The 21,921-nt window shown below is 58.8% G+C and carries 19 protein-coding genes and 2 pseudogenes; 5 read left to right on the plus strand and 16 right to left on the minus strand.

Annotation, left to right across the window (positions count from 1 at the left end; genetic code table 11):
- Positions 1-47 precede the first annotated feature (47 nt).
- The gene (locus IB248_RS05265; RefSeq protein ID WP_246779212.1) at positions 48-368 is read right to left on the minus strand and encodes an ATPase inhibitor subunit zeta; all 321 of its coding nucleotides are present in this window, start codon (positions 366-368) and stop codon (positions 48-50) included.
- 720 nt (positions 369-1,088) lie between these two features.
- On the opposite strand from IB248_RS05265, the gene IB248_RS05270 reads away from it, so the two are divergent.
- Positions 1,089-1,340 carry a hypothetical protein gene (locus IB248_RS05270; protein WP_192240465.1) on the plus strand — a complete coding sequence of 84 codons (252 nt, stop codon included), beginning with the start codon at positions 1,089-1,091 and terminating at the stop codon, positions 1,338-1,340.
- A gap of 159 nt (positions 1,341-1,499) precedes the next feature.
- Here IB248_RS05270 and IB248_RS05275 read toward each other — a convergent pair whose 3' ends face one another.
- Together IB248_RS05275 and IB248_RS05280 are read right to left on the minus strand one after the other, a co-directional pair.
- Positions 1,500-2,564 carry an AraC family transcriptional regulator gene (locus IB248_RS05275; RefSeq protein ID WP_113470372.1) on the minus strand — a complete coding sequence of 355 codons (1,065 nt, stop codon included), beginning with the start codon at positions 2,562-2,564 and terminating at the stop codon, positions 1,500-1,502.
- 475 nt (positions 2,565-3,039) lie between these two features.
- Positions 3,040-3,141: pseudogene (locus IB248_RS05280) on the minus strand (short-chain dehydrogenase); the annotation flags it as partial.
- On the opposite strand from IB248_RS05280, the pseudogene IB248_RS05285 reads away from it, so the two are divergent.
- Positions 3,141-3,305: pseudogene (locus tag IB248_RS05285) on the plus strand (GntR family transcriptional regulator); the annotation flags it as partial. The pseudogenes IB248_RS05280 and IB248_RS05285 sit on opposite strands and share 1 nt — an antisense overlap.
- A 98-nt stretch (positions 3,306-3,403) precedes the next feature.
- Here the strand turns inward: IB248_RS05285 and IB248_RS05290 are convergent.
- From IB248_RS05290 to IB248_RS05325, 8 genes are all read right to left on the minus strand, one after another.
- Positions 3,404-4,156 (minus strand): ABC transporter ATP-binding protein, encoded by a 753-nt coding sequence (locus tag IB248_RS05290; protein ID WP_192240467.1) that lies wholly within the window; start codon positions 4,154-4,156, stop codon positions 3,404-3,406.
- Complete coding sequence (locus IB248_RS05295) at positions 4,153-5,010, minus strand: ABC transporter ATP-binding protein (protein WP_192240468.1); 858 nt, start codon at positions 5,008-5,010, stop codon at positions 4,153-4,155. Before IB248_RS05295 ends, IB248_RS05290 begins: the two co-directional genes overlap by 4 nt.
- Positions 5,007-5,942: an ABC transporter permease gene (locus tag IB248_RS05300; RefSeq protein WP_192240469.1), complete on the minus strand. Its 936-nt coding sequence runs from the start codon at positions 5,940-5,942 to the stop codon at positions 5,007-5,009. Before IB248_RS05300 ends, IB248_RS05295 begins: the two co-directional genes overlap by 4 nt.
- 5 nt (positions 5,943-5,947) lie before the next feature.
- Positions 5,948-6,985 carry an ABC transporter permease gene (locus tag IB248_RS05305; RefSeq protein ID WP_348648545.1) on the minus strand — a complete coding sequence of 346 codons (1,038 nt, stop codon included), beginning with the start codon at positions 6,983-6,985 and terminating at the stop codon, positions 5,948-5,950.
- A gap of 66 nt (positions 6,986-7,051) precedes the next feature.
- Positions 7,052-8,638: an ABC transporter substrate-binding protein gene (locus IB248_RS05310; protein WP_192240471.1), complete on the minus strand. Its 1,587-nt coding sequence runs from the start codon at positions 8,636-8,638 to the stop codon at positions 7,052-7,054.
- Between the two features lie 60 nt (positions 8,639-8,698).
- Positions 8,699-9,649 (minus strand): dihydrodipicolinate synthase family protein, encoded by a 951-nt coding sequence (locus tag IB248_RS05315; RefSeq protein ID WP_169680714.1) that lies wholly within the window; start codon positions 9,647-9,649, stop codon positions 8,699-8,701.
- 118 nt (positions 9,650-9,767) lie between these two features.
- Complete coding sequence (locus IB248_RS05320) at positions 9,768-10,487, minus strand: FadR/GntR family transcriptional regulator (protein WP_192240472.1); 720 nt, start codon at positions 10,485-10,487, stop codon at positions 9,768-9,770.
- On the minus strand, positions 10,484-11,197 hold the full coding sequence (locus tag IB248_RS05325) for a ribonuclease activity regulator RraA (RefSeq protein ID WP_192240473.1): 714 nt from the start codon (positions 11,195-11,197) through the stop codon (positions 10,484-10,486). The genes IB248_RS05320 and IB248_RS05325 overlap by 4 nt, the downstream gene beginning before the upstream one ends.
- A 446-nt stretch (positions 11,198-11,643) precedes the next feature.
- Between IB248_RS05325 and IB248_RS05330 the strand changes: the two genes are divergently transcribed.
- Complete coding sequence (locus tag IB248_RS05330; protein ID WP_169680710.1) at positions 11,644-12,858, plus strand: mandelate racemase/muconate lactonizing enzyme family protein; 1,215 nt, start codon at positions 11,644-11,646, stop codon at positions 12,856-12,858.
- A gap of 12 nt (positions 12,859-12,870) precedes the next feature.
- On the plus strand, positions 12,871-14,058 hold the full coding sequence (locus tag IB248_RS05335; protein ID WP_169680708.1) for a galactarate dehydratase: 1,188 nt from the start codon (positions 12,871-12,873) through the stop codon (positions 14,056-14,058).
- Between the two features lie 216 nt (positions 14,059-14,274).
- On the opposite strand, the gene IB248_RS05340 is transcribed toward IB248_RS05335, so the two are convergent.
- The 5 genes from IB248_RS05340 to IB248_RS05360 all read right to left on the minus strand — a co-directional run bounded on the left by IB248_RS05340 (position 14,275) and on the right by IB248_RS05360 (position 20,615).
- A complete protein-coding gene (locus tag IB248_RS05340; protein ID WP_169680706.1) occupies positions 14,275-15,255 on the minus strand; it encodes an ABC transporter ATP-binding protein in 981 nt (326 codons plus the stop codon).
- 3 nt (positions 15,256-15,258) lie between these two features.
- Positions 15,259-16,083 carry a carbohydrate ABC transporter permease gene (locus IB248_RS05345; RefSeq protein ID WP_169680704.1) on the minus strand — a complete coding sequence of 275 codons (825 nt, stop codon included), beginning with the start codon at positions 16,081-16,083 and terminating at the stop codon, positions 15,259-15,261.
- A complete protein-coding gene (locus tag IB248_RS05350) occupies positions 16,080-16,943 on the minus strand; it encodes a sugar ABC transporter permease (RefSeq protein WP_018856326.1) in 864 nt (287 codons plus the stop codon). The genes IB248_RS05345 and IB248_RS05350 overlap by 4 nt, the downstream gene beginning before the upstream one ends.
- Before the next feature lie 63 nt (positions 16,944-17,006).
- Positions 17,007-18,281 (minus strand): extracellular solute-binding protein, encoded by a 1,275-nt coding sequence (locus tag IB248_RS05355; protein ID WP_113161887.1) that lies wholly within the window; start codon positions 18,279-18,281, stop codon positions 17,007-17,009.
- 75 nt (positions 18,282-18,356) lie between these two features.
- The gene (locus IB248_RS05360; protein ID WP_246733616.1) at positions 18,357-20,615 is read right to left on the minus strand and encodes an alpha-L-rhamnosidase; all 2,259 of its coding nucleotides are present in this window, start codon (positions 20,613-20,615) and stop codon (positions 18,357-18,359) included.
- A gap of 217 nt (positions 20,616-20,832) precedes the next feature.
- Here IB248_RS05360 and IB248_RS05365 point away from each other — a divergent pair, with 217 nt between their 5' ends.
- Entirely contained in the window at positions 20,833-21,852 is a 1,020-nt protein-coding gene (locus IB248_RS05365) for a LacI family DNA-binding transcriptional regulator (RefSeq protein ID WP_192240474.1), read from the plus strand.
- Positions 21,853-21,921 lie beyond the last annotated feature (69 nt).

Genomic DNA, 21,921 nt, shown 5'->3' on the forward strand with positions numbered 1-21,921 from the left:
GCTTCGCCTCTCCACCGCCTCTCTGGCACGCAGAGTGTAACCAGACTTTACTTCACCAGGTTGCGCGCAATCTGCACAAGCGCACCATCACTGGCATCTGACGTCTCTGTTTGATTACCAGCCTCAAGCCAGCAGACGTTCATAACTGCCAGAATATCCTCATCCGATTGATCCACACCAGCCGCGTCAAAGTCTCTTCGGATGATGGCAAGGATATCGTTGCGGTTGACGTCAACCGCCCCTCGGGCAAGCTCATCCGAGTATGCTTTGGCATTTTCTTCGGCAAGCGCCAGTTTTTCCGCCGCCCACATGCCAACCAGCTTGTTGCGCCTCACCATTCTCATCACATCTATCCGAAGGCTAGCCATCGAAAACCCTCCGTTGCGTGTCTGCCTGCATCATATCCTTGTCTGCGATCCCGACAAAGACGATGAATGGAACTGGTCCTTGAATAATACGCTGCGTGCTCGGCGAACTTTATCTGGACGCAGCGCCAGCTGAAGGCTGGAATGGCGGCTTCTTTCGTTGCCGTTTCTTTGATGTCCAAACGCTCTCCTCGCCCCGCTTGTGCTCAGGTGGGGCCTTTTTGCATGACCAACCTGATCCGATGCCAGAGGTTTTGATTACACTCGCGATCACCATCGCCGCGTATCGTTATACCGATGGCCCGAAGCCACAACAGCCCTCCCTGGGTCGGCGGTGCGGATGACTATCTAAGCCTGATCCATCAGCGTTTCTGCCTGAACAGGAGTGCGTAATCCGCACACTGTGAACCCGTGGCAGCCTAACGCAAACAATTGTCTTCGGGCAGCAAGATTTCGACCGGTCGAAAACGGTACTGGTTTTGCGCGGAGACGAAGTAATTGAGTGTCAATGCACGGCAATGCGACCGGAGGGCTGGGATCTGGTTGCATTGCCGGTCCTACTGCGGCCGGATGGGTGCTTCCGTTCAATCAAAGTGCAACTTGCAAAAGTGCCCCCATGCAGAACGGCTGACGGTCGAGGATGCGGCCAATGTGCTGCCCCGAGGAGACCGGGAAGTCTCGCCATCGCGCCCGCCCGCAAAAACGCCTCTGGAGGAGGAACTGATGTCAGCGAGAACGCTGCGGGAAGAATTCGAGCACCTGTCGCGCTTCGTGTGGGTGTCGTGGAACAACAGCGGTCGCGAGCAGGCTCTTCTCGTGGCCCGCAGCTTCGCCGCCGACTTCCCCTCGGTCGGCACGGCCGAAGACTTCATGCGCCGCGCCGAAGCAATGCGACAGGAGGCCGGCAGGCTGACCCAAAGCTCGACGCAACCGCCCTCCACGCTGTCCGCCATCTGCGCGAAAGCAACGGAATAGCTGGGCCATTGCGCAAGCAGATCAGATGGCGACGTCGGCGCCATGCGACGAACGGCACGTCACGAGGGCAGACTGGCATGTCGCGCGTATGTCACCGGGATAAATGAGCCTGACAGGAACGAGAGGTGCGGTCCGAGTTTGCGTATAAAAAGAAGAGCATCATGCTGTTGCTTCGACTGTCGGGATTTGGACAGGAGCGCGCCGAAATTCAAGCGGGCTCTTGCCTGTCCAACGGCGGCAAGCGTGACTGAAGGAGCTCGGATGGTGAAACCCCAACAACCAGGCAATCTGGGACGCCTGAAGATCGTCTTCGAGGTAACGCATCGCAAGCTCACGGCGCATTTGATCCAGGACCTCACTGAAGCTTAGGCCCTCGGCCGCCAATTTACGAGCAAATGTCCTCTCGCTCAAACCAAGTCGTTTTGCAACGGTTCCTATGGACGCCTCGGCATGCGGCAACAGAGGCGCAATATTGTTTTCCACGATCGTTCGGAACCGGCTGGTATTGGCCATGCGGGTTGTCATCGCCTCGTCGCACATCTTCAGTATCAGTTCGTTGAGAAATGGGTCGTCTCCAACGACCGGGAGCTCCAACGTTCCGGCGTTGAAAATGATTTCATCCGTTTCTGCTCCGAATTCAACCTCACATCCAAATACTCGCCGGATATAGGTCAGGTCGCCAGTTCTATGATGAACAAATCTCACCTTGTGCGGCGAAAGATCCCGTCCGACGAGTTTGCGGCAGAGGCGCACAAGGGCAAATAACAGCAACTCCATGTTGTGCTGGTCGCGATGCCTCTGCACCCCCGTGTAGGAGACTTCGACAGAACATGCGGGCTTCTCCTTAAGCCGCACGACGAGTGCCTCGTTTCCAAGGCGGACATATCTTCCAAGGCGCGTGAAAGCGTCGTTCAGATCGTGTGACGAGGCCATCACGTAGTAAAGCATCCCCATTTCACGCAAGTCGCATTCCTTGGCCAAGGCAAGACCCATCCAAGCATTCTTCGAAACATGTGCGACCAACTGCAGGAAATGCATTTGCGCGGTGACATGAATTCGCCGGCGCTCTGCGATCGCTGCGCTTGAAAGGCCAGACCGTGACAGCAAAGGCGCAACCTCAATTCCAGCACGTTCCAGATGCTGAACTGCCAGGCGCGTGGCCAGTCCCCATGAAGTTGGTCCATTGATCAGGTTTTGAATGTCAGGTTCGCGTTGCCCGGCCATGAGCGGTGTCCCCCCGAAGCTGTAATGCTACCATTGTTTGTTCTTGTTCGCAAACTTCAACCGGTGGCATTTCCGTTTTCTCGCACCTGAGAAATGTGGCAGCTGCCCGCAAATTAATGTCACCAGATCACAAGCCGAACGCTTCTCAACGCAATATAACCGCCGACAACGGGTAAATGTCGATCGCACGATTGAAACGCCGCCTCACAGTCGAGGGGTACCGGTTTCGTGCGCTGCTCGTGGGTTGGATTGATAGATGCATCTGGCAGTCCATCAGTTTTCCCGGCGGACCAGGTGGGGGGTATGGTCGCCGCCGGGATGTCGCCGCCGCTCGTGTCGTCATCGCAGCGTCCACGGTGAGGCGTTCTGGGAGGAACGCGCAGACCGAGTGGCGGCGGCTCCGAAGCACCCCCCAATCGACCGCGAAGCGCCCGACAGCATCCATTTTCGTCCGCAAACAAACGGCAAAGTGCGATTACGCGACCGCCTGCGCACCAGTAATTTCAACGAGCGACCCGCACATGAAAGCTGCTTCTTCCGAAGCCAGGAAGGCAACCAGCGCCGCGACCTCATCAGGATGAGCACGGGCAGATGCTAGAGGCGATCCGTGAGCGCAACGTCGAACTTGCCGATGAGCTTGCGCATGCGCACACCCGTCAGTTCCAGCAGAATTTCATCAACTTCATGCGCAAGAACTACACGACCGACGTGGCAATGGGGCCACTCAAAGCTGCTGAGTGATCACGACGATCTCAAGCATGGCGGCTATGGGACCGGGTCAGCCGGCATCATGTGTTCGGAGCCCGCAAGCCCAGGAGCTTGTCAGCACCGCCCCTACGTCATGGCGTGACCTGTTTGCCATAGAGCCTGCTTGCCCGCAGCAGACGCTGCGAATACGGATGCTCGACCGCACCTTGCCGCAAGCGCTCGATCTCGACTTGTTCAACAATTTCGCCAGCTTCCATGATTGCGACCCTGCTGCACATGTGGGAGACGACGGCCAGGTCATGGCTGACGAGCAGATAGGTCAGGCCGCGATCTTTCCGCAGATCGTCCAGAAGATTGAGAATTTCCGCCTGGACCGAGACATCAAGCGCCGAGGTCGGCTCGTCGAGAAGCAGAACGGCCGGGTCAAGAACCAAGGCGCGGGCAATCGCAACACGCTGGCGTTGCCCACCAGAGAGCTGATGTGGGAATCTGTAGCTGAGTGACGGGTCGAGCCCAACCGAGCGGAGAACTGCATCGACATCAATCGAATTGGTAGCAAGCCCCTGATTGCGGAGCGGCTCCTTGATCTGCGAGCGGATCGTCTTGCGGGGATGGAGTGATCCGTAAGGATCCTGAAACACCATCTGGACGCGCCGGAAAAATGGCCGGTCGCGCCGGTGGTCCAGCGTTTCGCCGTCCAGTCTGATCCGTCCCTCGTATTGTGGATTGAGGCCGGACATGGCGCGTAGAACCGTTGATTTTCCACAGCCAGATTCGCCAACGAGCCCAAACGCGGCGCCCTTTCCAACAGCAAGGCTGAGATTTTTGACGACCGGCCTTAGGCTGGCACCGAAGCGGACTGTGAGGTTGCTGATTTCAATCACTGCGGCAACTCCAGCACGTTGTCATTTAACCAGGCCGGGTCACGCTTCAGGATCGGCAAGCGGGTGGGCGGGTTGTCGATCGAGGGCAGAGATGCAAGCAGACCCTGCGTATAAGGATGTTTTGCGGATTCCAGTTCGCGGGCCTTGAGGACCTCGACGACCCTGCCGGCATACATGATAAGGACACGGTCGCAGAAATTTCGAACGAGGTTCAAATCGTGGCTGATGAAAATCAGACCGAGGTTACGGCGCGCAACGAGCTCATCCAGCAATGCCAGGATTTCAAGCCGCACCGTGACATCAAGCGCCGAGGTTGGCTCGTCTGCGATTAAAACCTCGGGCTCGGCAATCAGCATCATGGCGATCATCACGCGCTGGCCCATGCCGCCCGATATTTCGTGCGGATAGAGGCGAGCCACCTTTTCAACATCTCGGATCTTGACCGCATCCAGCATCGCGAGCATCTGCTCGAAGGCCTGTTTCGCCGTGGCTTTGGGATAGTGAAAGCGATAGGTTTCGGCGATCTGCTCGCCCACCCGCATGACCGGGTTCAACGAATATTTCGGGTCCTGCAAGATCAACCCGATCCGCCGTCCCCTGATCGTCATCATCGCGCGCTCGTCGGCCTTGAGCAGATCCACGCCTTGAAAGGTCATCTGCTGAGCGCTGACGATTGCGGTCGGTGGCAACAGTTTCATTATCGCGCGACCAACCGTGGACTTTCCCGATCCGGACTCACCAACGATGCCGAGTTTTTCCTGTGCGAGTGAAAAGGTGACGCCCCGCACGGCCCTCACTGTTCCGTGCCCGAAGGCGATCTCGAGATTGCGAATATCGATAAGTGACGTACTCATTGCGAACCCCTCGGATCAAGAACGTCGCGAAGCGCGTCGCCGACGAGGTTGAACGCAAGGCTGACGAGGGCGATTGCAATGCCGGGTGCTGCAATGACCCATGGGCTGTCGAGCATGAATTCGCGGCCGGTCGCTGCCATCGCCCCCCACTCGGGCCAGGGGGGCTGCGCGCCAAGGCCAAGAAATCCGAGGCCGGCTGCCGTAATGATGATGCCCGCCATATTCAGTGTCACGCGCACAATGACGGAGGGAATGCACATCGGCAGGATGTGACGGGTGATGATCGTTGCAGGCGTTGCTCCCTGGAGCCGCACGGCGGCGATGAAGTCGGCCTTTCGCAGGCTGAGCGTTTCTGCGCGCGCAAGGCGTGCAATCGGTGGCCAGGCCGTGAGCGAGATCGCGATGATGGCATTGGTAATGCCCGGACCAAGTGCTGCCGCAAACCCGAGCGCCAGCACCAACCCCGGAAATGACAGGAAGATGTCGGTGATGCGCATCAGCACTTCATCGACAATTCCGCCGAAATAGCCCGAGCAGGTACCGATTAAAAGTCCCATTGGAGCGACGATGACGGAGACGAGAATAATGATATAGAGCGTCGTGCGGGCGCCGTAGACAATACGGGCGAAGACATCCCGCCCGAAATTGTCGGTCCCGAGCCAGTGCTCCGCGGATGGTGGCGAAAGGCGTCCGGCCATGTCCTGGACGATCGGATCGTAAGCCGTCAGGAGTGGTGCGGCGAGCGCAACAAGGATCAAAAGGACAATGATTGCCAATCCTGCCAGGCCGAGCGGGTGAAGGCGAAATTTCAGCCAGCCCTGATGGAATTGCTGCGCGCTCGATTGAAACCAGCCCTGGGGTTCGGGCGCGTGCAGCCATTTGCGAAAGCGGCTGCCGTCGATGCGGTCGGCTTGTTCTGTGGACATCGTCATCGGCGTCACCGTGTTCGCGGATCAAGGATGCGATAAAGCACATCCGAAAGGATGTTGATCGTCAGGAAGACGGCGCCGATCGTCAGCACTGCTCCCATCACGACGTTCATGTCATTCATCTGAAGCCCACGCGTCAGATACTGGCCAAGACCCGGCCATCCGAAGACGGTCTCTATGAGCACTGCGCCTTCCAGAAGGCCCCCGAAAGTCAACGCCATGATCGTCAACAGCTGCACGCGAATGTTCCTGAAGGCGTGGCGCCAGACAACCATGCGGCGCCCGAGCCCCTTTGCCCTGGCCGTTACGATGTATTCCTGACTGAGCTGCTCGAGCATGAAGCTGCGCGACATGCGGCTGATATAGGCCACGGAATAGTAGCCAAGGATGGCGCCGGGAAGGATGATGTGACCAAGCGCACTCTGAAACACGTCCCACTGCCCCTCGACCGCAGAGTCGATCAAAAGAAAGCCGGTTATAGGTGTGACGAGCCCCTCATAGAATACGTCGACGCGTCCCGATGCGCCGACAAGCTGAAGCTTTGCATAAAAGACGAAAAGCGCCATCAGGCCGGTCCAGAAGATCGGAATGGAATGACCGGCCAGCGCAACGATCCGTGCAACGTGATCAATGACGGTGCCGCGCCTGACGGCAGCGGTGATGCCGAGTGGTACACCGACGAGCGCTCCGACGATCATGGCGATGACTGCAAGCTCGATTGTCGCAGGAAAGATCGCCAATAGGTCGGTGAGGATCGGCTGTCCGGTCGTTGCCGATGTTCCAAGGTCGCCTGTCGCGACCCTTCCGACATAGCTCAGGAATTGCACGAGGATCGGCTGCCCCAGTCCCAGCTCGTTGTAGACACGATCATAGACCTCCTTGCTGACCTCCGGCCCGGTGATGGCAAGCACCGGGTCGGCGGGAAGCAACCGCCCCATCGAAAAGGTAAGAAAGAGCAGGCCGAGCAGCGTGGTCACGATCGCCACCACGCGCCCTGCCAGCCGTCTCAGAATGATTGCGAGTGGATGCGGCGCGACATAGGCCACTTCTTCTTCGCTAAAAGTGGTGTCGGAATTTCGCTTGGATACTAGATCGGCATTCGCCACGACCCCTTACTCCTTGGTTACGTCGTGCCAGCGCGTCGACCAGGTCGTGTGGCCGTGGTAACCCTTGACTGCGGCACGCATGACATAAGGGTCCGTCCGCTGGAAGAAGATGACGAGCGGGGCATCCATTCGGGAATAAACGCTATCCATCTTCTTGAAGATTTCCGTGCGTTTGCCGGTGTCGCGTTCCTTCATCGATTGATCGACGAGCGCATTAAGTTCGTCCACCTTCATTCCGGCCCGCCATAGATAGTAACTCCCAAGACGTGCCTCATCGCTGTTGTCGGGATTGTAGGCGTACTGGGTGGCAACAGCGAAGGGGTCGGGAAGACGGGCTCCCGAGTTTCCGAGCAGGACTTCGTATTTCCGCTCCCTGAACGCTGGCGTGAATTCGCCAGGCACGAGATCAAGGTCAAGTCCGGCGACGCGCGCACTCGCCTGCAGCGCCTCGGCAAACGGCAAGGTTGCCGCTCCGGACGGATTGAGGACCTTCTTCAATCCATTGGGATACCCTGCCTCTGCAAGCAGTTGCTTGGCTTTGGCGGGATCGTAGTCATAGCGGGACGCCGCTTCATCGGGAGCGCCAATCATCCCGCGCGGGATCATCGACTGCCACGGGAAGCCCGTGTAGCGCATGATATTGCCGGAAATCGCCTTCCAGTCGAACGCATGTTGGAAGGCCTCGCGAACGTTGGGCTTTTGAAGATCCGGATCTTTCTGATTGAGGGCAATGTAGTAGAAGCCGAGGCCCGGAACGTTGTCGATCACCATCTCCTTGTTGTTGGACAAGGCATCGAGATCGCCGCTTGCCAGATATTGCCCGACATCGACGTCACCTGCTTCAAGCTGCAGTCTGAGATTGCCGGATTCGGGAATATGACGTGCAACAACTCGCGCCATGGCCGGGGCACCACCCCAATAGGCCTTCTGCGCGTTGAAGATCGCAACATCGTTTGGACGCCATTGAGCAAGCGCAAACGGCCCGCTTCCCGCCGAGTTGGCCGACAGCCAAGCGCCCCCAAGGTCGCCGTTCGCCTCGTGCGACAGTACCGTCTTCTTGTCGACGATGCCGATCGACGATCCGGCAAGGGAATAGAGTACCAGATCCGTATTGACGGGTCGTGGAAGTTCAATCTCGAGCGTGCGTTCGTCCTTGGCTCGTACAAGCTTCTCGACGTTGTCAGGCGTAAAGCCCCATAGCGCGATATCGGTCGAACCGACCTGACCCATCTTGATGACGCGTTGGATCGACCAGGCAGCATCTTCTGCCGTGACAGGATTGCCACTTTGGAAGACAGCGTCGTCGCGCAACGTCAGGCTGATGACCTTGGCGTCGTCCGACACGCTCCATTTCGTCGCGAGCATCGGCTTCAACGTTTTCAGATCGTCCGGCGACAACTGCACGAGATTATCGTAGAGGTTGGAGATCAGTTCGGAGACTGTCCGCGCATTGTTCTGCGCCGGATCAAGCGTTCTGATGCCGGTCAAATTGGTACCGATCACCAGCATGTTCGGCGGGGATGCCGCAAGTGAAGGTTGCGCGACAATCAATGCGCTGGCCATTGCGGCCGTTGCCAACAGGTTCCTCAGCATTTCAAGACCTCCCAATCTTGGGGCGTCAAATCGCCCTGGCTTAATAGATGAATGTCGAACTCAGCCCGCCGCCCTCGCGTCGACCGGCGCTTCATGCCGCTGGATGTCGCCGGCAGCCTCCCACGCGCGAAGCAGGCGAAACAGTTCTTCACGATCGCTCTCGTCGAGCATCGGCAATCCCGGCACGCGAACCGGACCGACGTTCAGGCCGGAATGGGTTACAGCCTCCTTGACGACCGTCACATTCGCACCGTTGCGGTATTTCGTGCGCATGCGTTCGAACGGCTCGAGCTTGTTGAGGATGGCGCGAGCACCGTCGTAATCACCGCTGGCAAGCGCTTCGTGCACTGCAAGCGAGAGCTTTGGCGCAACGTTGACGAGTCCGGAGGTAAAGCCCCGTGCGCCGGCGGCGGTAAACGACAGAGCCCAGCTTTCAGCGAGGCCGCAGACAAAGAGGGCGCCTGCGGGATCGGAGGCTGAAATCGCCCGCGAAAGCAGCATTAGATCCGGTGTCGCGAACTTGATGCCGGCGATGTTTTCATGGCGGGCAAGGCGGACCATGTCTTCGACATTAAAACCGTCGGCTCGCACATAGGCGATCATTGGCAGGGGCGAAGCATCCGCCAACTTGCAGAAATAGTCGATCTGCGCCGATGGTGCCGCAAAGGGATCGACGGGCTGATGCGCCATGACGGCAGATGCGCCGATCGCAGCTGCGTCCCTTGCCATTCGGACTGCCTCGCGCAGTGATCTGCCGATCGCGGCCGTCACCGGCGCCTTGCCATCGACACCTGTGACCGCAGCCTCGTGTACGCTGCGGATCTCCTCCACGGTCAAGGCATAGAACTCGCCGGTGTTTCCAGCCGCGACGATGTTGTGGATGCCAGCCATCGCCACCCGGCGATAAATGATTGCAGTCGAACGGGGTTCGACCTCACCGTTTTTGTCATAGGCCGTTACGGGAACGCCGGACACGCCCGTCAGGGCCTGGCGCATGGTTGCGATGCTCATCTTCTCTCCCCTACCTGTCGATCAACTCGCGAAGCGGATAGGCGCCAGGCGCTCGCCATCAACATCAAGAGCAATGGCGGTACCCGCCTCGAAACAGCCACTGCGGTCAGTCGGCTCATCAATTGACGCCCTGGAACATTCGAGCGCGTGCGTTCAGGATGTGGCGCTTCATCGCGTCGTGGGCCTCGGCTTCGTTCCGCGCAAGGATCGCCGCCACGATCACCGCGTGCTCATCCTGGACGCTGCGTATCTGCGCAGGCGTGCGCTTGAGACTAAGACTTCGCGTCACGGAATGACCGACAGCAAAATGTGGCCTGAACCACTCGCGGACCGTGATGTGGAACTGGTTTCCGGTGGCAATGGCGATCGCGTCATGCAGCGCCTCATCCTCATCGGCCCCGAGCTCGCCATTGCGCAAGCATTCCTCGATTGCCTGCAGTGCGGCCATGATCCGCTCCTTGTCCTCCGGCTGCCAGTTGCGGGCGGCAAGCTCGGCTGCCTCCGCTTCGAGACCTGCGCGAAATTCGAAGAAGCGCTGAACGTCGGCGAGCGATCCGACCGGCACCATCTTCAGCATTGATGAGTCCGGCCGCTGTCGGACATAGGAGCCGGAACCCTTGCGTGAGACGACAAGGCCATCGGTCCTCAATCGTTCAAGTGCTTCGCGCACGACCGGTCTCGAAGCACCGAACATGGCGGCAAGCTTCGATTCCGGCGGCAACCGTTCGTTCACCGGAAAGTTTCCGTCTGCGATCATCCCGACGATCTTCTCGTAGATGATGTCGCTCAAGCGGGTTGCACCCTTGCTAGGCTCCATGGCGGCGGAAAGTTTCGTCATCGTCCCTTTTCTTTCCTCCAGACCGCAAATTCCGCAGCGGTGCCCTCGTTGGGCGGATAGAGACCAAATATCCCCTGCCCGGCGCGCACCCGTTCCTCGACAAAATCCTCGAAAACGGTTTGCTCGAAAGCCTCGTTGGCGACCTCTTCTGCCATCGCTGCCGGGATGACGACCACGCCTTCATCGTCGCCAACCATGAGATCGCCCGGATAGACGGGCACATCACCGCAGCCAATCGGCTGATTGATATCGAGGGCATGGTGGCGCACCAGGTTCGTCGGCGCCGAGGGTGCTGCGTGATAGGCTGCAAACGGCAGGGAGGCAATGTCTGGCGTGTCGCGAAAACCCCCATCGGTAACAACGCCTGCCGCACCGCGCTTGAAGAGACGCGTAATCAGGATTCCACCGGCAGAAGCGGCCGAATGATCCTTGCGGCTATCGATAACAAGCACGGCGCCTTGCGGGCATTCTTCGATGGCGCGGCGCTGCGGGTGATTCAAATCGCTAAAGACGCCGAGATGATCGATGTCTTCCCGCGCAGGAATGTAGCGCAGCGTGAAGGCAGGCCCGACCAGGCGAGGCGCTTGCGGATTGATCTTGTGGATGCCGCGGATGAAGACATTTCTCAAGCCGCGCTTCATCAACACCGTCGTCAGCGTTGCGGTCGAGACCGCTCTCAATTTGGTTCGCACAGCATCTGACAGATTCATATCCCCATGCCTTCCTGGGCGGTCGTTTAGAGATGACAGCAGGCGTTTCCTCATCACCATCGCTACAAAATCTGTAATTATCTGTCAACTCTTGTAATTATTTGAAACCATGCCTATCGTCAGCGCCGGCGCCAGGGAGAGCGCTTTGAGGCGGGGCCGGAGCTCGTCCTGCCGTCCGCCTTTTGGGCAATGTGGGAGGAAGTGATGCGGAATCAGTCTGCGCGACATCGCATGCCGGAGTTTGCCACCTTGACGGACATGCCTAGGGATCAGACGGGAAAGCGCTGCATGTTCGTCGAGGTCACGAAGGAGACAAGGGCTGCAGCGCCGCTGTTTGGCGTCGGACAATCAATCCCATCAGAGCGCGCCTCGATCCGCGACAGCGGGATCGCTTGCGGCATTTTCGCTGCATCTAACAGACATCTGAGGCACTGGAGTTTCTTACAATGAAGATTACCGGGATCAGAACCTTTCTCATGCATGCCGGCCAGCCCGATCCCTCCAAATGGGCTTCCGATGAACGGTCAGGCGATGGCGCCTCCAGGCTGCCAGGCACAAGAAACTGGCTGTTTTTGAAAATCGACACGGACGAAGGCATAACAGGTATCGGCGAATGCTCCGGATGGCCGCGTGTCATCGAGACCGCGATCCACGATCTTGCGCCGCTCCTCATCGGCGAGGACCCGGCCCATATCGAGCGGCTATGGCAGAAGATGCATGTCGCCATGATGGGTCACGGCATGTTGGGAACGGTTGGCGCCGGCGCCATGACCGGCATAGACATGGCACTGTGGGACATCAAGGGAAAGTCGCTCGGTGTGCCAATCTGGATGCTGCTTGGCGGCAAGGTTCGTGACCGGATTCCGATCTACTCCCATGCAAACACGCCCGAGCGGGCACTTGCCGTCAAGGAACGCGGGATAAAGGCGATCAAATGCGGCGGGGTTGCCGACCCGGTGCGCAAGGTTGCCGCATTGCGCGAAGCAGTCGGCAACGAGATCGACATTGCAATCGATCTTCATGGCCCGCCCTGGCTAACACCGGCCGATGCCTGCCGACTGGTCAGGGCGCTTGAGCCTTACGAACTCTTCTGGGTCGAGGATCCGATCGCACCGGAAAACATCGATGGCTACCGACGCATTCGCGATGCCGCCCACGTTCCCTTGGCAGCCGGCGAACGTTCGGCGACGATTTTTGGGGAGCGCGAACTGATCGAAAACGAACTGGTCGACATCATCCAGCCCGATACCGGCCGGGCCGGTGGCATTACGCAGATGAAGAAGATCGCGGCCATGGCCGAGGCCCATCACATCCAGATGGCGCCGCATTCAGGCTCGCTCGGTCCTGTCGCCGAATACGCTGCGTTGCACGTGCTGGCGGCTATTCCGAACGCGCTCATCCTCGAACGCATCGATGACGATTGGGACGGTCGAAAGCTGACGATTTTGCCCCATCCACAACAGGTCGGCGGATCGATTGCCGTCCCGGACGCGCCGGGTCTTGGTTGTGATATCGATGAAGCATTCGTGGCGCGCTTTCCAAGCGGCGGCAATGTCTCCGTGCCGGTGCCCGAGAGTGCCGGCTCCTACAATCCCGGAACTTATAACGAGCATCTTTACGTCCAGACGCGCCTGTCGCGTCACCGCTATTTCAATCGCTAGAAGGAAAGAGAAATGAAGATCGACCGCATGCGGGTGTTCATGACCCGCGACAAGGACCGTCCCCGCGTCATCGTCGCACTCGACACCGACGACGGTCTGACGGGCTGGGGCGAATGCTACAACCACGGTCCCGACAAGGCGCTCCCTCCCCTCCTCGACTACCTCTATGGTTTTCTGTCCGGTCAGGATCCAACGCGTGTCGACTATCTGGTCAATCTGTTGATCCAGCAAAGCCGGTTCCCACCGGGCGCCCTTGGGTTGGCTGCGATCTCGGCGCTTGATCACTGCCTTTGGGACCTCGCCGCAAAGGCTGCCAACCTTCCCGTCTACAAGCTGCTTGGCGGTGAAGTTCGCGATCGTGTCAAGGTCTATGCCGGCGTCTATACAGCACCCGATGCACCAGCTGCGCGCGATGAGTTCGATCGGCTGAATGAAGAATGGGGCTTTACCGCATTCAAGCTCAGCCCCTGGCGCATCGACATGCACGCACATCGCTGGGGCAACGTGGTCAAGGCGTCGGCGGATTATTTCCGCTCTCTGCGGGAGACCGTGCGGGACGAGTACGAGATCGCATTTGACGCACATGCAAAGATCTTCGAGCCTGTCGCCGCACGCCAGCTCGGCAATGCGCTTGCTCCCTACGATCCGCTGTTTTACGAGGAGCCCCTTCGCCCCGAAAACATCGAGGCCTGGGGCGATCTCAAGCAGGGGCTGAACTGCGTGCTCGCAACAGGTGAATCGCTGTACAATCGAAACGAGTTCCTGCGCCTTCTGCAGGTCAAGGGCGCCGACTTGATCCAGCCCGACATCTGCGTGGTCGGCGGCATCAGCGAGATGCGGCGCATCGCAACACTTGCCGAAGCGCATTTCGTCGGCGTGGCGCCCCACAATCCCATGGGACCACTCGCCACGGCCGTGAATGTTCACTTCTCCGCCGCCGCACAGAATTTTCGTATTCTGGAGTATCGGCTGCCTAAGGGGCAGGCGTATGTCTACGGCGGCCTTGATATTGAGAGCCGACAGGGCGAAACGCGTTACGTCATCGATCCCTATTTGCCCAAGGGCGGCTATCTCGAGCTGAGGCCGGACAGGCCAGGCTGGGGCGTTGAGATGGACGAAGAAGCAATGGTTCATGAAGGCTATGTGCACTGGCAACGCCGCGTTCCCAAACGGCCGGACGGCTCTTACGCTTTTGCGTAAGTGCTCATCGAGCGCCGTCCAGCCCTGAAGGGCAGACTGTCAATGGCATCGGCGGTATTTGACGCCGCCGATGAAAGCGGTCAGCCAATCGATAGTGGATTGGTTGTGTAAAGTTTGAGTTGGCCGTCGTCGGATGCTGCGACTGAATGATGCTGTTATCCGCGAAGCAATGCCCGACTTGAAAGGAAAGGAAAGAAGAGCAACGCATCCCACGTGTCAGGAGAACCGATGCTCCTTTCCGTTGACAGGGGACGCGAAGAGGCTCTCGCCGACCGAAATTTGCCGGTCGCCGTCCGTGCGTACGACGAGCACCTGCAATTCCGGTACATCAAGATGGATGACCGTATCCGCGCCGAGCCGCTCGATATGACGCACTTTGCCTTGCCATTTTCCTTCCGTGGATGAGAGCGCGATATGTTCGGGCCGGATACCATAGATCCGGCAGCCTTCCCGCGCGGCAATCTCCGCTTCAAACAGGTTCATCTTCGGCGAGCCGATAAAGCCCGCGACAAACGGAGTGGCCGGATTGTTGTAGAGCGCCATCGGTGTCCCGACCTGCTCGATGGCCCCGCCGTTCAAAACGACGATCTTGTCGGCCATTGTCATCGCCTCCACCTGATCGTGCGTGACGTAGATCATAGTGGCGCCGAGCTTGGCATGAAGTTCGGTCAGTTCGATGCGCATCTGCGAGCGGAGCGACGCGTCGAGGTTTGACAGGGGTTCGTCGAACAGGAAGACTTTCGGGTTGCGCACGATGGCACGGCCGATCGCGACGCGTTGGCGCTGGCCCCCGGAGAGCGCCTTTGGCTTGCGGTCGAGCAGATGCGAGAGCTGCAAGATATCGGCAGTCTGCTTCACCCGTTCGGCGATTTCCGCCTTGGGCCGCCTGGCAAGCGAGAGGCCGAAGCCGATGTTTTCTGCGACCGTCAGATGCGGATAAAGCGCGTAGGATTGAAACACCATAGCAATGCCGCGCTTGGAGGGTTCGGCATCTGTGACATCCTTGCTGTCGATGAAGACCTTGCCCGATGTCTGTGTCTCCAGTCCGGAAATGATGCGCAGCAACGTCGACTTCCCGCAACCGGACGGACCGACAAAGACGCAGAATTCGCCGGCATCAACGGTGAGATCGACACCCTTCATCACCTCCAGGCTGCCAAAGCTCTTGCGGACTTTTTCGAGAACAACGCTTGTCATGGCTTATCCCTTGACTGCACCGGCGGTCATCCCTGCAACGATCTGCCGGTTGAAGAAAATGAAGACGATCAGGGGCGGAATGGTCACGAGAACGATATTCATGAACAGCAGGTTGAACTGCGTCTGGAACTGTCCCTGAAAGTTATAGAGAGTCAGCTGTACCGTGACGTTTTCGCGGCCCGGCAGATAATAGAGCGGGTTGGTGAAATCGTTGAAGATGGCGATTGACTGGACGACGATGACCGTAACGGTGACCGGCTTCAGCAGCGGCAGGATGACGCGAAAGAAGATCTGTAACGGTTTTGCACCGTCAATGATTGCAGCCTCGTCGAGATCCCGAGGAATGGTTGCGATGAAACTGCGAAACAGCAAAACCGTGAAGCCAAGGCCATAGGCAATCTGGATCAGAACCATGCCAGATAGCGTCTTGAAGAGACCGAGCATCTGCAACACCCAGATGGTCGGGACAACGGCCGGGGGGATCATCAGGCCGGCTAGCACGCAGCCGTAGATGACCGCGTTCCAGCGTGAGGGGCGGCGCTGCAGCACATAGCCGACCATGGCGCCGAAGAGCACCAGCAATGTGACGGCGGCCACAGTGATGACGGTCGAATTGAAATAGGCAAGCAGCAGCATGTAGTTGCGCGTCTGGACGACCTCCATGAAGTTCTGCCAGAGCTGCCAGTCGGCCGGCCAGCTGAATTTCAGCGTTGCCGCATCCTGTTTCGTCTTGGCGGCCGTGATGAAGATAAACATGAATGGCAGCACGAAGATCACGCCGCAAGCAGCCAAGGCCGCAATCCCGGTATAGATCTGGCGGCGGTTCATAGATCCACCTCCTTGCGATTGAACCAGGCCGTCAGCGGCAGGACGATCAGCCCGATGAGGAGGAAGAGGATCACGTTACCGGCAGTCGAGAGACCGTAGAAACCCGCCTGATATTGCTTGTAGATGACACTTGCCAGCACATCCGACGAAAAGCCCGGACCGCCGCGCGTCATCGCCCAGACAAGATCGAAGCTTCTTAGCCCGCCGATGAGGGACAGCGTCACGACGGTGACGGTGGCGGGTCTGACAAGCGGCACGGTGACACGAAAGAACATCTGGCGGCCAGTCGCCCCATCAATGCGGGCGGCCTCATAATAGTCCGGGCTGATTGATGCGAGACCTGCGATATAGATGACTGTCGCAAGCCCGATCCCTTTCCAGAGGTCGACGAAGATGATGGAGTAAAGCGCAAGCGCGGGGTCGGTCAGCCAGCCCGGACCATGGATACCGATCGCAGCAAGTGCCACATTGATCAGCCCGCGTGTCGGATGCATGAGCACCGAGAAGGTGATGCCGACGCCAATCGTCGAGACGAGAACCGGAAAGAAAATCACGGTACGCAGCAGGCCTTGTCCCCAAAGCCCGGAGGTCAGCAATACGGCGAGCAGCAGACCGAGAACGGTTTTCGTGCCCGAGGTCAGGACGGCATAAATGATCGTGTTGACGAGACCCTGTATCAGAAAGGGCTCGCGAAAGAACTGCCGGTAATTTTCCAGCCCGATGAACTGTGTCGTGAACAGGTCCCAGCGCGTGAGGCTGAACCAGAAGGACGCGATCGTCGGGGCCAGAAACAGAACAGTGAAGACCACTGCCGCTGGCAGCACAAACCAATAGGGATAGGCAGACTTTCGTGTTGTCATACGGATACCTTGAAGCGTCCCCCATCCAGATCGGTTGACCTGGATGGGGCATCGGCTGGGAGGTTACCAGTTCGGCAGGCCAAGCTGCTTGGCCTGCTTCTCGACATCCTGGTCGTAGAGCGCAGCCGCGTCCTTGGCGGAGCGGATGCCGGTTCCGACTTCAACCGTAATCTGCTCTAGTGCAGGTCCCTTGACGGGCGAGAGGAATTCGAGTGCCGGGCCGTTGCGGCCCTCAGTGTCAAAATAAGGGAGCATGTCGGAAACAGCCGGCGGAATATCTTTCGGGAGCTCGCACCCCTTTACGAGATACGGACCCGACGGGACGGCCTTTGCCATCAGGTCGCAGGCTTCCTTGGAGCCAACGAAGTCAAGGAATTTCTTGGCTTCCTCGACATTTTCAGATTTGGCAGAAACATAGAGCGCTGAAGGCATCCAGACCGTCAGGCCATTCTTTCCGGCATCCATGCCCGGTTGAGCGAAGAAGCCGAGATCTTTCAGATTGTCCGGAAAATTCTGCTGGACATTGCCGATACCGAAAGTGAGGTTCGGATAGTGCGCGGCCTCACCCGTCGCGACCATGCGCATGCCGTCGTCAAATGTCGCAGCACCGAAGTCGGCATTGAGGTACCCTCCCTTGGCCACTTCCTCCAGGTGTTCGAAGCCATGCAGTGCCGCAGGCGTGTTGGCATATTTGACCTTGTTGGCAGTGTAGTCGTCGGCGAAGTTCGGGACCTCGGCCTGAACATTATAGAAATCGGCAAGCACGAAGAGCTGCGACGTCCAGGTCGTGCCGTAGGTCTGGGCGACCGCGACCTTTCCGGCCGCCTTGATCTTCTCATTGTTGCTCATGAACTCCGCCCAGGTCTTCGGCGGGGTGAGGCCGAGATCGGCGTAGATCTTCTTGTTATAGAATATGCCGCCACCCATGGCCGGACCGAAGGGAATGCCGCGGACATGGCCGTCCGGGCCGCTAACAACCTTCTTGAACGTGTCAAGAATACCAGCTTCCGAGGGAAGGTCGGCAAGGTCGGCTATCGTTTCCTGCGGCTTCAAAGCCTGGAAAAGCGAACCGCTATTATACTGGAAGATATCCGCCATCTCGCCGGTCGCGAGCCGGGTCTTGATGATGTTGTCGCCTTCGGAGCCGCCCGCGCGCTGCTCGACGTCGAAGCTGACGTCAGGATGCTTTTCCGTATAGGCCTTTGAAACCGCATCGAACGAGGCAATGGATTCCGGATTGGTATCGATCAGCACACTGAGGGTCACATCCGCATGTGCCACTCCAGCGGCAAGAGCCATGATGCTGGCTGCAAGGATGCTGCACTTCGTCATTCGCATAGTCATTTCCTCCTCTTGAAGACCGGAATGCGTAAGCTGATTGCCCGCAAATCGAAGACCTGCAGGCAAATTGCATCAGTTGGAAAACGTAATCTTATGCTCCCCCGCGCCGAGCTTGATTTCCTTGCCTTGCTCTACATTGGCGCCATTGGCCTGTAGCGACTTGCGCTCGCTTTTCCCCTCGAGACGCGCAGTGACACCTTCCGGCAGCACCAGGCTGCATGTGACGAAACCTTCCTCCAGGGTCCATCCAGCCTCGATCCGACCAAAGCGCGTATCATGCCATGCCGAAACCGGCGAGAGAGCAGGCAAGATTGCGGGATCGAAGAGAATTTCCTCGAAACCGGGCTTGTCTTCCAGCGGCTTGATCCCGGCAACGTCTTCGAAGAGCCATTGGCAGACCGCGCCATAGGCATAGTGGTTGTAGCTGTTCATGTCAGGATCATAGATCGTGCCATCTTCGGAAAGTGCATCCCATCGCTCCCAGATCGAAGTCGCGCCGCGGTCGACCTGATAGAGCCATCCGGGAACCTTCCGGTTCAGGAACATCTTCTCGGCAACGTCCACCATACCAAGCCGGGTCAGCGCCGGCAGCAGGGCGGGAGTGCCGATAAAGCCCGTACCGATGACGCCATCCGTTTCCTCCGCCACCCTACGGAAGTAGCCTTGCGCGGCTTCCTCGTATTCCGGCGGAACGAGGCCATAGAGGAAGGCCAGGGCCCACGAGGTCTGGTCATTATGGGCAATGCGGCCGGAGGGTGCGAAGAACTCGTGTCTGAATGCTGTCTTAATCTCCTCGGCACGCTTCTCGAGCCGAGCGGCTTCGACGGTCTCACCGAGAATACGGGCGATCTTTGCCGTCAGTTGCGTTGAGATGAAGTGATAAAGGGTAGCTGCGCAATCATCTGCTATGGTCGGGCGGGGCTTTCTGTTATCCCCGACCGGCTGAAGCCAGTCGCCGAAGGTGAAGCCGTGCGCGCCCCAGACCGCGGGCGGCCGGATGATCGGCCCATCAGAGATGCCCCAGAGATAATCGAGCCAGCGCAACATTGCGGGGAAGCACTCTTCCAAGGCAGCGCTGTCACCGTAATGCAGGTAAAGCTGCCAGGGAATGATGACGATCGCATCGCCCCAGCCGGTCGATCCCGCCCAGTCACCGCGGCCATCGATTGGATGGAGCCGCGTCGGATCAGGTGAAAAATGCGACACTGCCCCATTGGCCCGTTGATCGTGGATGACATCGCGCAGGTATTTCTTGAGGAAGGAGTGGCTGTCGGCAAGCCAGCAGGCCGTTCCGGCGAAAACCTGCGCATCACCGGTCCAGCCGAGGCGCTCGTCGCGCTGCGGGCAATCGGTCGGCACTTCGATGAAATTCGAGCGCTGCGACCAGATCGTGTTTTCGATCAATCGGTTGACGCTCGCAACACCTGAGGTAAACCCGCCGGCAGTCAGGGGTACCGAGGTTATCGGAACCATCGTGATGGCGGTGAGTTCGGCCTCACCTGTCACAGTGATGCGCGCGTAACGGAAGCCGAAGAAGGTGAAGAGCGGCGCATAGACCTCTTCGCCTTGCCCGGAAAGCGTATAGGAGACTTCAGCACGCGCACTGCGATAATTGCGATTGTCGAAGAAGCGATCGGGGCCGAGCACTTCGGAATGCTCGACGCGCACCTTTGCACCGGCGACACCCTTAAGGCGCAGCCGGACATAGGCGCCGGCATTCTGTCCGAAATCAAAGACAGTGCGGCCATCGGCCTCCGTCCAGCTGTCGGTCGGTGAGAGAGCGTCCAGTTCCTTGACCGCACCAGTCTCATGCGGGACGAGCAAGGCCCTGTCGAAGGAGAGCACATCGACGCCATAGCTGTCCTTTGGACGAATGCGGGCGTCATAATCCTCGCCATAGTAGATGCCGTTGCGAACTACGGGTGTGAAGCCGCTCTTCCAGCTCTCGTCGGTTTTCACGAGCACCTCGCCGCCGGCGCGCAGTTCTGCGATCGCCCCCGTCCGGTCGCCCCAGCAATTGAGTATCGGGTTGGATGCCCACATCAACTGGCCGCGATACCAGCCGTCGCCAAGCCAGATTTCGATGCGATTGTTGCCGGGTTGCAAGAGCTTAGCGACATCGTAGGCCTGATAGGCAATCCGGTCGTCGTAGCAGGTCCAGCCGGGGGTCAAGAGATCGGTACCCACGCGTTTTCCATTGAGGAAGGCGCGGTAGAGACCCAGGGCCGAGATGCTAAGAACTGCTTCGGCCGGAACCACATCGAGCGAGAATTCCCGCGCGACGAATGTGCCCTGTGTTGCCTGGCCACCGTCGCAGGCGGGTCCGATCATCGACGCTGTAAAATGGAACGCAGAACCGGCAAGGCCGTCTTCCCCGGCAAGGCCGTGGGCCGAAACAGTCTTCATCTAGAACCTCCCCCAATCGCCAATTCCTCCGGCGATTGCTTTGTGTGTATCGTTCTATGTATATCATTCTACACTATCGATTGCCGCGCAAGAGCTTTTGTGTCTATAATTTTCCGAACACCGGGGAATGAGGCGATTTGGAATGAAAAATCAGACCGTTAACGCGACAAGAGACAGGGTCACTATCCGTGACGTGGCCCACGATGCCGGTGTCTCCGTCGCTGCGGTCTCGAAAGTTCTGCGTAATGCTTACGGAGTGAGCGAGGTCTTGCGAACCAAGGTCGAGATCTCGATCGAAAAATTGAACTACCGACCTTCTGTCGCAGCGCGAGCCATGCGTGGCCGCACGCAGACGGTTGGCGTCCTGGTGATCGAGTTGTCGAACCCGTTCCTGGCGGGTGTCATCGAGGAGGCCAATGCCACGCTGGCGAAAAGCAGCTTCAAGGCACTGATCGGCATCGGCCGTTCCACGAGCCCGATCGAAGCTTCCATGATCGAATCGATGATCGACAACCGCATGGATGGCGTTCTCATCATCGCTCCCAGGATATCGAGCAAGGTGCTGGAGCGCTATGCGCGCCAGATCCCGATCGTCGTCATCGCGCACCATGAGCCGCACGCGCAGACCTATGACACGGTCAATTCCGACGATCGACGGGGCGCCTGCCTCGCCGTGGAGGCAGCGTTGCGGTCCGGCTACACCGACATCGCGATGCTCGGTTATGACCTTGCCGATTCACCGCCCACCATCGTCGCCCTCCAGCGCGAGAAGGGCTATCTTGACGGCATGAAGGCTGCGGGCCTGGAGGCCCGCATCATCCGTCTGCCGCTTGTGGGATCCGACCGCCGGGCCGCTATCAATGATTTTCTGGCCCTGAATGACCGTCCCCGCGCGGTCTTCGTCTGGTCCGATCTCGATGCTGTGCCACTCATCAATGCCGCGCGCATGAGTGGCATACGGGTCCCAGAAGATCTTGCAATTGTCGGCTACGACAATTCGCCGATGGCGGCCATACCGCTCGTCGGCCTGACAAGTGTAGACCAGAACGCCGCTGAACTCGGCAGGACCGCGAGCGACGCGCTGCTTAGCCGAATAGAAGGACGCAAGGACGCTCGCCACGTCCTGATCGAACCCCGTATCGAATGGCGCGGCAGCACGTGAAGCTTCCAGGAAAAAGCTTGGGTCTCGTTCAATTGGTGCCTAGGCTCCGCTAGCGGCTGCAGCAACCAC

Origin of the sequence: Rhizobium sp. RHZ01 (assembly GCF_014851595.1) — a bacterium.
GTDB classification, from domain to species: Bacteria; Pseudomonadota; Alphaproteobacteria; order Rhizobiales; family Rhizobiaceae; genus Rhizobium; species Rhizobium altiplani.